Source organism: Plantibacter sp. MMLR14_011, from assembly GCF_001865025.1.
In the GTDB taxonomy this organism is placed as follows: domain Bacteria; phylum Actinomycetota; class Actinomycetes; order Actinomycetales; family Microbacteriaceae; genus Plantibacter; species Plantibacter flavus_A.
This window is the reverse complement of record NZ_MJGW01000002.1, coordinates 321,290-333,331: the sequence shown is the minus strand read 5'-3', so window position 1 is coordinate 333,331 and position 12,042 is coordinate 321,290. Positions and strand designations below refer to the sequence as shown.

At 70.2% G+C, this 12,042-nt stretch carries 8 protein-coding genes; 3 read left to right on the top strand and 5 right to left on the bottom strand.

The features are described 5' to 3' along the window. Positions 1–64: 64 nt before the first annotated feature. Positions 65–1,024 (top strand): prolyl aminopeptidase, encoded by a 960-nt coding sequence (gene pip, locus BIU99_RS04380; protein ID WP_071259770.1) that lies wholly within the window; start codon positions 65–67, stop codon positions 1,022–1,024. A 28-nt stretch (positions 1,025–1,052) separates the two neighbouring features. Here pip and BIU99_RS04375 read toward each other — a convergent pair whose 3' ends face one another. The 5 genes from BIU99_RS04375 to BIU99_RS04355 form a co-directional block, all read right to left on the bottom strand. Then, positions 1,053–1,775 (bottom strand): polysaccharide deacetylase family protein, encoded by a 723-nt coding sequence (locus tag BIU99_RS04375; RefSeq protein WP_071259758.1) that lies wholly within the window; start codon positions 1,773–1,775, stop codon positions 1,053–1,055. Positions 1,776–1,876: 101 nt separating this feature from the next. Next, entirely contained in the window at positions 1,877–2,347 is a 471-nt protein-coding gene (locus tag BIU99_RS04370) for an adenylyltransferase/cytidyltransferase family protein (protein WP_064294253.1), read from the bottom strand. Positions 2,348–2,495: 148 nt separating this feature from the next. Beyond that, the gene (locus BIU99_RS04365; RefSeq protein ID WP_071259756.1) at positions 2,496–3,218 is read right to left on the bottom strand and encodes a polysaccharide deacetylase family protein; all 723 of its coding nucleotides are present in this window, start codon (positions 3,216–3,218) and stop codon (positions 2,496–2,498) included. Then, positions 3,215–4,195, bottom strand: coding sequence for a glycosyltransferase family 2 protein (locus tag BIU99_RS04360; protein ID WP_071259753.1), 981 nt, complete (start codon positions 4,193–4,195; stop codon positions 3,215–3,217). The genes BIU99_RS04365 and BIU99_RS04360 overlap by 4 nt, the downstream gene beginning before the upstream one ends. Further along, on the bottom strand, positions 4,192–5,235 hold the full coding sequence (locus BIU99_RS04355; protein ID WP_071259750.1) for a glycosyltransferase: 1,044 nt from the start codon (positions 5,233–5,235) through the stop codon (positions 4,192–4,194). The genes BIU99_RS04360 and BIU99_RS04355 overlap by 4 nt, the downstream gene beginning before the upstream one ends. 228 nt (positions 5,236–5,463) lie before the next feature. Here BIU99_RS04355 and BIU99_RS04350 point away from each other — a divergent pair, with 228 nt between their 5' ends. Continuing rightward, a complete protein-coding gene (locus tag BIU99_RS04350; RefSeq protein ID WP_139205340.1) occupies positions 5,464–6,102 on the top strand; it encodes a hypothetical protein in 639 nt (212 codons plus the stop codon). A 214-nt stretch (positions 6,103–6,316) separates the two neighbouring features. After that, the gene (locus BIU99_RS04345) at positions 6,317–11,995 is read left to right on the top strand and encodes a PKD domain-containing protein (protein ID WP_139205339.1); all 5,679 of its coding nucleotides are present in this window, start codon (positions 6,317–6,319) and stop codon (positions 11,993–11,995) included. Positions 11,996–12,042: the final 47 nt, after the last annotated feature.

Sequence of the window (12,042 nt, the reverse complement as noted above, 5' to 3'; positions counted from 1 at the left end):
TGGGGCGATGGGTGCGGCATGCTAGGTGAGACACATGTCGTGAACGCAGGAGGAAGTGGACCGCATGGCTGAGCTGTATCCCGAGATCGAGCCGTACGAGACCGGCATGCTCGACGTCGGCGACGGGCAGTCGCTGTACTGGGAGACCTCCGGCAACCCCGACGGCAAGCCCGTCGTGTTCCTCCACGGTGGCCCTGGCGGCGCGACGAGTCCCGTCCACCGTCGGCTCTTCGACCCGAAGCGCTACCGCATCGTCCTCGTCGACCAGCGCGGCTGCGGCAGGAGCACGCCGCACGCGAGCGACCCGGCGGCCGACCTGTCGACGAACACGACCTGGCACCTCGTCGCCGACCTGGAGACGCTCCGGAAGGCGCTGAAGATCAAGCGCTGGATGGTGTTCGGCGGGTCCTGGGGGTCGACGCTCGCGCTCGCCTACGCCCAGAAGCACACGAAGCGCGTCACCGAGCTCGTGCTCCGCGGCATCTTCACCCTGCGCGACGCCGAGCTCGACTGGTTCTACGAGGGTGGTGCCTCCGCGGTCTTCCCCGACCTGTGGGAGGGCTACCTCGAGCCGATCCCGGTCGGCGAGCGCCGCCACCTCATCGAGGCCTACCACCGGCGGCTGTTCGACGAGGACCCGGCCGTCCACGGGCCGGCGGCCGTCGCCTGGTCGCGGTGGGAGTCGTCGACGATCACGCTGCTCCCGCAGGCGGAGACCGTCGCGCGCTTCACCGACCCGCACTTCGCGGTGGCGTTCGCGCGCATCGAGAACCACTTCTTCACGAACAAAGGCTGGTTCGAACCCGAGCAGCTCATCCGGGACGCCGGCAAGCTCGCCGGAGTCCCCGGTGTGATCGTCCAGGGCCGCTACAACATGTGCACGCCGGTCTTCACCGCGTGGGACCTGCACCGGGCGTGGCCGGAGGCGGACTTCACGATCGTCCCCGACGCGGGGCACGCCTTCGACGAGCCGGGCATCCTGTCGGCGCTCATCGACGCGACGGACCGGTTCGCGAAGGACTGAGGGGCTGGGGCGCCGGAGCCGCTGGCGGCTATTCCGTGAAGCGGGCCCGGCGGACGGCCTTGCCCTCGCGCAGCGCTTCGCCGAGCGAGCGGCCGACGAGGCCCTCGCGGGCGAACCCGCTCAGCAGCTCGGCTGCGAGCGCACCGCGGTCGACCTCGGGTTCCGGGCCGTCGTCGACGCCGTCGGCCGGGCCGGCGAATCCGTCGTGGGCGAGCAGGATCGAGCCCTGGTGGCAGTGCCGGACGGCGTGGGCGACGCGCTCGTGCTCGCCGACGTCCTTGACGTCCCAGGCGGTCGCGGTCCACAGCACGGTCTGCAGGCCGGCTCGTTTGACGGCCTGCCACGTCTCGATGCTCTGCGCGCCGTAGGGCGGCCGGAACCACTCGATCGGCTGGCCGCTCAGCTGCTCGAGCTCCTGTTTGGCGGCGAGGGTGCGCCGGTAGGCGACCTCTTCGGAGAAGTCGGTGAGGCGAACGTGGTCGTCGCCGTGCAGCGCGAGTTCATGCCCACCGGCGACGATGCGTTCGAGGAGCTCCGGGTACTTCCGCGCGCGGCCGACGAGGACGAAGAACGTCGCGGTCGCTCCGGCCTCGGCGAGGGCGTCGAGGACCCCCGGCGTCCCGTCGGGACTCGGGCCGTCGCCGTACGTGATGACGACCGTGCGCTCGTCGGTCGCGACGCCGACGATCGACCCGTGGACGGGCAGCGAGCCGGTGAGCCGGGCGAGCAACGCCTGCCGAGCCTTCGTCATGTGTCCACCGCCCTGTGAGTCGATCCGTCCAACAGTACCTCGCTGTCGTGGCGAACGGGAGCGTGGCCGCGGCGGCGGAACGGGCGCGGGGAGGGCGGGTGTCAGGCCTGGACGAGCGTCGTGTCGAGCTCGCGCTGCTCCTCGAGCTGGGCGAGGGCACGGCGGAGCGCCGTACTCGAGGTGCTCATCGTGTACGGGAAGTAGACGACCTCGACGCCGACCTTGGCGAACTCCGCTTCGAGCCGGAGGCCCTCGGCGGTCCCGCGCCAGTCGTCGCCCTTGAAGAAGATGTCGAACCGAAGCGCGTCCCACGCCTGGAGCTTGTCGTCCCAGGTCTCCTCGACGGCCTCGTCGACGAAGCCGATGTGGCGGACGATCTCGAGACGCTCCGTCAGCGGGACCACGGGCTCGATGCGCTTGCGGGTGCGGAGCAGCTCATCCGAGACGACTCCGGCGATGAGGTAGTCGCACGCGCTCTTGGCGTGGCGCAGGATGTTCAGGTGACCGACGTGGAAGAGGTCGAAGGCCCCTGCGGCGTAGCCGACGCGTCCGACGGTGCTTCGATCGGTCATGCTGTCGCCCCCTGGCGGATTCGTGGTGGTGTGCGCACGACGTCGGCTGATCGACGACGGTGCTCGGCGCGTCCATCGGGCCAGTTGCGAGCCTAGGAGGGGCATCAGCGCTTGCCGAGTCCACTTTCGAGTGGCACCCGGACAGGGCTCAGGACGAGAAGACGGCGCTCTTGACCGGTCGACCGTGCACGAGCGCATCGGCGAGCGACCGGCCGACCCAGCCTCGCGCCCGGAACTCGGCGAGCAGGGTCGCGGTGAGCGCCCCGCGGTCGACCTCGGGCTCGGCTCCGTCGTCGACACCGTCGGCCAGTCCGGCGAAGGCGTCGTGCGCCAGCAGGATCGTCCCCGGGCGGCAGTCGGCCAGGGCGTGGGCGACGCGCTCCTCGGCGGCGACGGCGCGCGCGTCCCAGGTGGTCGCCGACCAGAGGACGGATTCGAGGTCGGCCCGGCGGATGGCACGCCAGGTCGCGAGATGCTGAGCCCCGTACGGTGGTCGGAACCATCGGACGGGCGTGCCGGCGAGGTCCTCGAGCTCGTGCTTCGCGTCGACGGTGCGCCGGGTGACCTGCTCAGCTGTGAACGCCGTGAGACGACGGTGGTCGACACCGTGCAGGGCGATCTCATGCCCCTCCGCGGTGATCCGCGGGATGAGCTCCGGGTGACGGCGAGCGCTGCTCAGCAGGACGAAGAACGTGGCGGTCGCCCCGGCGTCGGCGAGGGATCGGAGGACGCCGTCCGTACCGACCGGGTGCGGCCCGTCGTCGTAGGTCAACACGACGGTCGGGGTCGAGGTCTCGACCTCGATGATCGAGCCCAGGGCCGGTAGCGACCGCTTCACGCGATCCTTGAGCCGTGATCCGAGACCGCTCATGATCCCTCGTCCCGCGCGTACTCGCGGAAGACCACGCCGAAGGCGCCGACGAACATGCCGCCACCCTTCCGGATGGCTCGCGCGCCGCGCGCCCGGTGATGGAGCGAGCCGGTGAGCGTCCCGAACACGGAACGTGCGACACCGACCGCGGCCCGAGCGGCACCACCCACCGCCGCGACCACACGGATCCGCGCTCGGTCACGGCGCCTCGACGCGAAGTACCGCTCCACCGTGATCCTGGTGTTGCCATGGCTCCACGCGCGCTGCAACGCCCAGCGCTTCGTCGCTCGGTCCCGTTCGACGAAGTCGTGGGTGACGGACTCGTTGCACCAGACGATCCGCCCGCCCCGCCGGACGAGGTGCTTGCTGAAGAGCGTGTCCTCGCCACCGCCGAGCTCGAGTTTCGACTCGAACCGCACGCCGAGTGCGCGGACCTGGTCGAGGTCCAGGAGCAGGTTCCCGGCGGCGGCCTCGCCGATGACGGTGCCCGTCGGGCGCTGCACGCGGTCGAAGAACCCGCCCGCGACGACCCACGGGTCGGTGCCCTCCGGCAGGTGCGACTGCACGCGACCCATGACCGCCGCAGCGCCCGTCGCCCGCCACGTCTCGACGATGGGCAGCAGCCAGTGCTCGCCCGGTTCCTCGTCGTCGTCGATGAAGACGAGGAGCTCGGCCGGGTCCGCCTCGGAGAGCGCCCGGTTCCTCGCCGCCGCGATGCCCGGTGTCGATTCCACCACGTAGCGGACGCCCGCCGTCGACCCGGCGACCTCCCTGGCGCTCGCCGCGGGGTCGTTGTCGATCACGAGCACCTCGGTGCTCACGACCGCCGCGTCGGCATCGCGGAGCCACCGGGTCTGCTCCAGCACCTTCGGCAGGCTCGCGGCAAGGGCTGTCGGGCGTCGGAAGGTGAGGATGCCGACGACGAGGCGGACCTCGGCAGTACGGGCGTCGGGCCTGCCTGCGGACGACCCGGTCATCGCGCGGCCCCGGCCGTGGGCGCCGGAGCTCCGCGTCGGGCGGCGATGGCCCGTCGGTAGGCCTCGACGTGTCGTGCGGCTCCGAGATCCCAATCACGGTCGACGAACGTCACCGGACCGCGCGCTGTGGCGCGGACGTGTTCCATCGCCGAGAGCAGTGCCTCGGCATCGAGCTCGCCGGAGAACCGATGGACCCAACCGGGCCCGACCTCGGCTTCGAGGAGTCGGTTCACGGCGTTGTCCGGCACGAGCACCGGGCGGTCCAGCGACAGGGCGGCCAGCGTGCTGCCGGAGTTGTGCATGAACCGGTACGGGAGGACCACGAGCTCCGACGAGGTCGCGATGTCCACGAGTTCGTCGTCACCGAGGAAGTGGAGGTCGAGCAGGACGTCGTCCTCCCGGCCGGCCAGCGAGGTGAGGGTGTCGGCGAGTTCCGCCGTCGACGGCTTGCCGCCGACGCGGAGCGAGAGTCCGCGGGTCGTCGACACCGCGGAACGGAACGCCTCGATGAGGGTTTCGACACCCTTGTAGCGGCGGATCAGCCCGAAGTACCCGAACCGGCCGTCCTGCTGTGCAGCGCGCGGGTGACGGGCGAACCACTCACGGTAGTGGCCGTGCGGGATCAGGATGGACGGTTGGTCCTCGGGCAGGGTCGTCGTCTCGTTGAGCGTGATCCGGAAGTCCGTGCGTCGGTCGATGAGGCGGAGCAGCGTGATCTCGACCCGCGAGATGTCCTGCGGGAGTTCGACGTTGTGCACCGTCCTGACGATCGGGGTCCGGGTGACCGCGAGCCGGACGATGAGCAGCACGGTGAGGCACTGGCGGAGGAACTGCTTCAGCGGGGTGTGCCCCGACACGAGGATCTCGGGCCAGTGGATGTGGAACGCGTCGTACCGCCCGAGGAGCGCGCCCTTCCAGGTGAAGTTCTGCACCGAGACCCCGGGGACCGCGCGGAGATGGTCGGCGAGCATCACCAGATACGGGTTCGTCGTCGGGCGTGGCACGGGGAACTGCTGCAGGACGGTCAGGTGTCCGCTCATGAACCCTCCAGGGGTCGGTGCTCGGGTGCATCGGTCGCGCTCGGCGTTCGTCGGTGCCTTTCGGTAGCCGAGGGTTCGCTGCGAGATCGGGGAGGCGTCGGGTGGTGTGAGCCATTGTGACATGAGCGGCGGCCGGGGTCGCGAGCCGGACGAGGCCGCGCACGGAGCCGAGGCAGTACACTCGGGGCATCGAGCGCCGGGTGGCCGTCGTCGAGGAGAGGTACGGGCGTGAGCGAGCCGGCAGCAGAGCAGCAGACCCCCACGTCGAGCACGCCCGACCCGCGGCGCCGACGCCGGATGGTCGTCATCTCGGTGCTCGCGGCGGTCGTCGTCGCGGTGGTGGCCGTGGTCGTGGTGTTCGCGGTGAACGCCAACCGCGTCGGCACCGGCGACGTCGTGAACCCGCCCGCCATCACGGGCACGCCCACGCCGAGCCCCATCATCACCGACCCGGCCGAAGCCCTCCCCGAACGTGACCCGGTCGCCGGTGACGCACCCGTGGAGATCGTGCCCGGCGTGACCGTCTCCTTGGGCGACTTCGAGGCGGTCGACGGCGAAGCGAAGGCCCCGGGCGAGACAGCCGGACCCGCGGTCCGGTTCACGGCGACGATCGAGAACGCCACCGACGCCAGCATCGATCTCAGCTCGGTGGTCGTCACAGCGTTCTCCGGAGCCGACCGGGTGCCATCGGAGCCACTCACCGAACCCGGCGCCGCGCCCTTCGACCCGGAGGTGGCGGCGGGGGACACCGCGACGGCCACGTTCGTCTTCACGGTGCCCGTCGAGCAGCGGGACGACGTCACGATCCTGGTCGATTACCAGGCAGGCGTCCCCGCGGCCGTGTTCCAGGTCACCGCTCCCCGCTGACCCGATCCGGATCCGCGCTGACCCCCGCAGGATCCCCGTGAAATCGGACCTGTTTTGGGGGTGACGCCCCTGATGCCCCCCGCGTTATGGTTCACGAGCGAGGCACCCCTGCACCTGGCCGGCGATCGTGGATCCGAAACACGATCGCACCCCTCGGCCCGTCCGCGGAGTTCTGTCGCGCCCCGAGCCCGCCTCCAGCGAAACCCGAGAACCCGTGTCCAGATTTCTGCGATCCCAGGATCGACCGAGCGCGCACGCGCCGAGCCGTAACGACGCCCGCGGCGTCCCGTCCAAGTTGAAGAAGCCCGTGGCGCTCGGCGTGATCGGCGCGGTGTTCGCCGCGCTGCTCACGTTCACCGCGACGGCGGCTCCGGCGGTGGCCGACACGGTCCCCCAGGGCGCCGGCGAGGCATCGACGGTCTCGGCGGACGCGCTGCCCACGGTGCAGATCAACAAGACCGTGTGGTCGCAGGTCGTCGTCGGGAACACCGTCTACGCGGGCGGCACCTTCACGAAGGCTCGTCCGGCCGGCAACGCAGCCGGCGTCGGCGAGGTCGACCGCACCTACCTGCTCGCGTACGACCTCACCACCGGCGTGCTCATCAACTCGTTCGCTCCGGTCCTCAACGCCGAGGTCAAGGCGGTCACAGCCTCGCCTGACGGCAAGACCCTCTACGTCGCCGGTAGCTTCACGAAGGTCAACGGGCAGGATCGGACGCGGATCGCCGCGTTCGACACGGCGACCGGCGCCCTCAAGTCCTTCGCCCCGGCACTCAACTACATCGCCTACAGCGTCGCAGCGACGAACAGCACGGTGTACGTCGGTGGCGGATTCACCAACGCCGGCGGCCAGACCAGGAAGGGAGCGGCGGCGTTCACGAACGCCGGTGCCCTCCTGCCCTGGGCGCCCGTCACCGAGGGCGGCGTCGTCCGCGCCCTCGCGATCGCGCCAGACCAGTCCAAGGTGATCCTCGGCGGAGCGTTCACGACGCTCAACGGCAGCAGCAACCCCGGCTACGGCCTCGGCGCCGTGGACGCGACCGCCGGTGCGCTCCTCCCGTGGAACGTCAACGGCCTCATCCGCAACGGCGGCGCCAACGCCGCGATCTACTCGCTCACGAGCGACGCGAACAACGTCTACGGCACCGGCTACGTCTTCGGCTCCGGGGGCAACCTCGAGGGGGCCTTCAACGCCGGCTGGGCGAACGGCGACATGAACTGGGTCGAGGACTGCCACGGCGACTCCTACTCGGTCGCCTCGCACGGCGACGCCGTCTACATCGCCGGCCACCCGCACTACTGCGGAAACATCGGCGGTTTCCCGCAGACCCAGCCGTGGACGTTCCAGAACGCACTGGCGTTCTCGAAGACCACCACCGGCACGGCCACGGCAGACCCGTACGGCTACTACAACTACGCCGGTCAACCGACGCCGAGCATCCTGAGCTGGTTCCCGGACTTCACTCCCGGTACCGCGACCAACCAGAACCAGGGTCCGTGGAGCGTCGCGGCGAGCACGAACTACGTCGTCTACGGCGGGGAGTTCCTCGCCGTCAACAACAAGTCGCAGCAGGGACTGGTCCGATTCGCGACGAAGGCGGTCGCACCGAACCTCGAGGGTCCGAAGCTCAAGGGGAGTGCGTTCCCGGTCACCGCTGTCTCGCTCGCCAGCGGCACCGTGCGCGTCTCCTGGAAGACGAACAACGACCGCGACAACGAACTCCTCAAGTACGAGCTGATCCGCAACAACCAGACGGCGACGCCGATCATGACGAAGTCCGTGCGCTCGACCTTCTGGAAGGTCAGCAACCTCATGTACACCGACAGCGGCCTGACGCCGGGGACGACCGTCAACTACCGCGTCAAGGTGACCGATCCGCTCGGCAACTCGACGATGAGTGACAACGTCCCGGTGACCGTGTCCGCCGACGGCTCCACCTCGGCGTACGCGCAGGCCGTCCTCGCGTCCGGTCCCACGTCGTTCTGGCCGCTCGGCGAGGCCAGCGGCACCACCGGCTACGACTGGGCCACCGGCGACGACCTGACGCTGACGAGCAACACGACGCGCGGGACGGCGGGTCCGATCATCGGCTCGAACACGACCGCGACCACGTTCGCCGGCACGAGCGACAGCGCAGCCTCGACCACGACGGCGCAGCACGCGCCGAACACCTTCACCGCTGAGACCTGGATCAAGACGACCACCGACCGTGGCGGCAAGATCCTCGGCTTCGGCGGGAACTCCACCGGGACCTCCGGGAACTACGACCGCATGATCTTCATGAACAACGACGGGCGCCTGATGTTCGGTGTCTACCCGGGCACCGTCCGGACCGTCCAGTCAGCGAAGGCGTACAACGACGGCGAGTGGCACCACGTGGTCGCGACGCTCGGCGCCAACGGCATGCAGCTCTTCGTGGACGGCAAGAAGCTCGACAGCCGCACCGACACGACGAGCGGCCAGGACTTCACCGGCTACTGGCGGGTCGGCGGCGACAACCTCGGCGGTTGGCCGGGCTCGCGCTCGAGCGACTACTTCGCCGGCGCGATCGACGACACCGCGATCTACCCGACGGTCCTCGACCGCGACACGATCGTGAACCACTACGTGGCCTCCGGCCGGACCTCGCCGGTCCCGGCTGCTCCCACCGACGCCTACGGTGCAGCGGTGTTCAACCTCGACCCGACGTCCTACTGGCGCTTCGATGAGACGACCGGCACCACGGCGAAGGACTCCGGCCGGAACGACAGCCCCGCCACCTACTACGGTGCCGTCGGGAAGGACCAGAACGGTGCGCTCGCCGGCGTCGCCGGGAACCGCTCCGCACAGTTCGGTCCCGATGGGGCAGGTGTCGCCAGCGACACGGCTTACTCAAACCCGACGAGCTACGCGCTCGAGGCCTGGTTCAACACCACGACCACCAACGGTGGCAAGATCGTCGGCTTCGGTTCCAACCAGCAGGGCGGTTCCGGCGGCTACGACCGGCACATCTACATGGAGAACGGCGGCCAGCTCACCTTCGGCACCTGGACCGGTCAGACCAACACGATCACGACCCAGTCCGCCTACAACGACGGGGCCTGGCACCACGTCGTGGCACAGCAGTCGTCGGCGGGCATGAAGCTCTACGTCGACGGTGTCCTCCAGGGGACCAACCCGCAGACGAGTGCTCAGGACTACACCGGGTACTGGCGCGTGGGCTCCGACACGACGTGGGGTGGAACGGCCGGCACCTTCACCGGACGCATCGACGAGGTGGCCGTCTACGCGCAGCCGCTCACCGCGGCGCAGGTCACCCAGCACCACGACCTCGGGCTCGGCATCCTGCCGAACGTCGCTCCGACCGCCGGCTTCGCCGTCACGAACACCGACCTCACCGCGCACCTCGATGCGTCGAGCTCGGTCGACTCCGACGGGACCATCGCGTCCTACGCCTGGGACTTCGGCGACGGCACCACCGGCACCGGCGTGACGACCGATCACACCTACGCCGCGGCCGGCACCTACACGGTGACGCTCACGGTGACCGACAACCGCGGCGGAACCGGGACCCTGCAGCACCCGGCGACCGTCGTCGCACCGAACGTCGCCCCCACGGCGTCGTTCACCGCGACCGTCGCGAACCTGGGGGTCCAGTTCGACGCCTCGGCATCGAGCGACTCCGACGGAACGATCGCCTCGTACGCCTGGAACTTCGGCGACGGCACGACCGGGACCGGCGTCAACCCGAGTCACACGTACGCCTCGGCGGGCTCGTTCACCGTCCACCTGACGGTGACCGACGACAAGGGGCTCCTCGGAGAGACGAGCCAGGCCGTCGTGACGACCGTCCCGGTGAACCAGCCCCCGGTCGCCGCCTTCACCCCGACCGCATCGGGCCTCACGGTCACGGTCGACGGCTCGGCGTCGAGCGACCCGGACGGGACGATCGCCTCCTACGCGTGGAACTTCGGTGACGGCGCGACCAGCACGGGTGCGACGGCGGCACACGCCTACGCCGCCGGTGGGACGTACACGCTCGCGCTGACGGTCACCGACAACGGCGGGGCCAGTACGACGACCTCGCAGGCCGTCACGGTGGTGGCTCCGCCCGCGGCGACCGTCTTGGCGAAGGACACCTTCGCCCGCTCGGTCACCGGCGGATGGGGTTCCGCCGACGTGGGAGGCGCCTGGACCCTCGACGCGGCGTCCAACTACTCCGTGGCGGGTGGCAGCGGTCTCATCTCGACCGCAGTCGGCCTCACGCGGACAGCCAAGCTGACCACGGCCGGCGCCACGGACACCGAGACGCAGGTCCGCCTGTCCTTCGACAAGAGCTCGACCGGCGGCGGGAACTACGCCTCGGTCATGGGTCGCGTCGTCGGCGCCGACAGCTACGCCGCGCGGATCTGGATCCGGAACAACCAGGGTGTGCAGCTCCAACTGATGAACGGGAACACGATCCTCAAGGCGGTGAACATCGACGGTCTGACCTACTTGCCCGGTACCCAGCTGCAGGTCCGGTTCCAAGCCGTCGGGACCTCGCCGACCGAGCTCAAGGCCAAGGTCTGGGCGATCGGATCGACCGAGCCCACCGCCTGGCAGCTGACGGCCACGGACAGCACCGCGGCCCTGCAGGCGGCCGGCTCGGTGAGCCTCCGCTCGTACATCTCGGGCACCGCCACCGGCGGCACCGTGGTGACGCGCTTCGGCAACCTGATCGCGCAGCCCTCCGGCTCGGTCACGGCGCCGCCGGCGAACGTGCCGCCCACCGCGGCGTTCACGCAGGCGGCGACGTTCCTGACCGCCTCCTTCGACGCTTCGACGTCGACCGACTCGGACGGCTCCATCGCGTCCTACGTCTGGGACTTCGGGGACGGCACCTCGGGGACGGGCGTCACCGCGAGTCACACCTACGCGGCTGCAGGGGCGTACCCGGTGAAGCTCACCGTGACCGACAACGCGGGAGCCTCCGCCACCAAGACCAGCACGGTCACGGTGCAAGCGCCACCGCCGAACGTCGCACCGACCGCCGCCTTCACGACGAGCGTGACCGGCCTCGCCCTGACGACCGACGGATCGGGATCAACCGACACTGACGGCACCGTCACCGGGTACACCTGGGACTTCGGAGACGGAGCCACCGCCACCGGAGCGACCGCGAGCCACACCTACGCGGCCGACGGCACCTTCACGGTGACGCTGACCGTGACCGACAACGCCGGCGCCACTGCGGCGACCCAGAAGCAGGTCACCGTGGCAGGAACGGTCGTCGTGCCCCCGGTCACCCCGGCCACCGCGCAGGACGCCTTCGAGCGTCCGGCCGGTGCCGGGTGGGGGACGGCCGAGGCGGGTGGCGCCTGGACGCCGGCGAACAACCCGTCCGCGTTCAGCCTCGCCGACGGCAAGGCCGTGATCACGACCCCGGCCGGCCAGACCCGGGCCACCACGCTCAACGGCGTGAGCCAGACGAGCTCCGACAGCAGCGTGAAGGTCTCGTTCGATCAGGGACCGACCGGCGGCGGCAACTACGTCTCGGTGATCGGCCGTCAGGTCGGCTCGGCGAACTACGCGGCGCGGGTGTGGATCCGCTCGAACAGCGGGGTGCAGCTGCAGCTCCTGCAGGGCGGCACCACCCTGTCCGCCGTGAACATCGCCGACCTGGTGTACGTCCCCGGCCAGCAGCTGCAGGTCCGTCTGCAGGTGTTCGGCACCTCGCCCACCACGGTGCGTGCGAAGGTCTGGGCGGCCGGGACGACCGAACCGACGAACTGGCAGCTGACGAGCGTCGACTCGACGGCGGCGCTGCAGGCTCCCGGCACCGTCGGACTGAGCCAGTACATCTCGGGCACCGCGACCAACGGGCCGATCATCGCCCGGTTCGACGAGTACCTCGTCAAGCCGACGGTCTAGTCCACCGCGGGTGAACGGCCGGTCGTCCTTCGGGACGGCCGGCCGTT

Bases quoted from the DNA above. Each gene is read 5' to 3' on its own strand.
- BIU99_RS04375 (WP_071259758.1), bottom strand. From the start codon at position 1,775: ATGACGAAGGCTCGGCAGGCGTTGCTCGCCCGGCTCACCGGCTCGCTG.
- pip (WP_071259770.1), top strand. From the start codon at position 65: ATGGCTGAGCTGTATCCCGAGATCGAGCCGTACGAGACCGGCATGCTC.
- BIU99_RS04360 (WP_071259753.1), bottom strand. From the start codon at position 4,195: ATGACCGGGTCGTCCGCAGGCAGGCCCGACGCCCGTACTGCCGAGGTC.
- BIU99_RS04365 (WP_071259756.1), bottom strand. From the start codon at position 3,218: ATGAGCGGTCTCGGATCACGGCTCAAGGATCGCGTGAAGCGGTCGCTA.
- BIU99_RS04355 (WP_071259750.1), bottom strand. From the start codon at position 5,235: ATGAGCGGACACCTGACCGTCCTGCAGCAGTTCCCCGTGCCACGCCCG.
- BIU99_RS04370 (WP_064294253.1), bottom strand. From the start codon at position 2,347: ATGACCGATCGAAGCACCGTCGGACGCGTCGGCTACGCCGCAGGGGCC.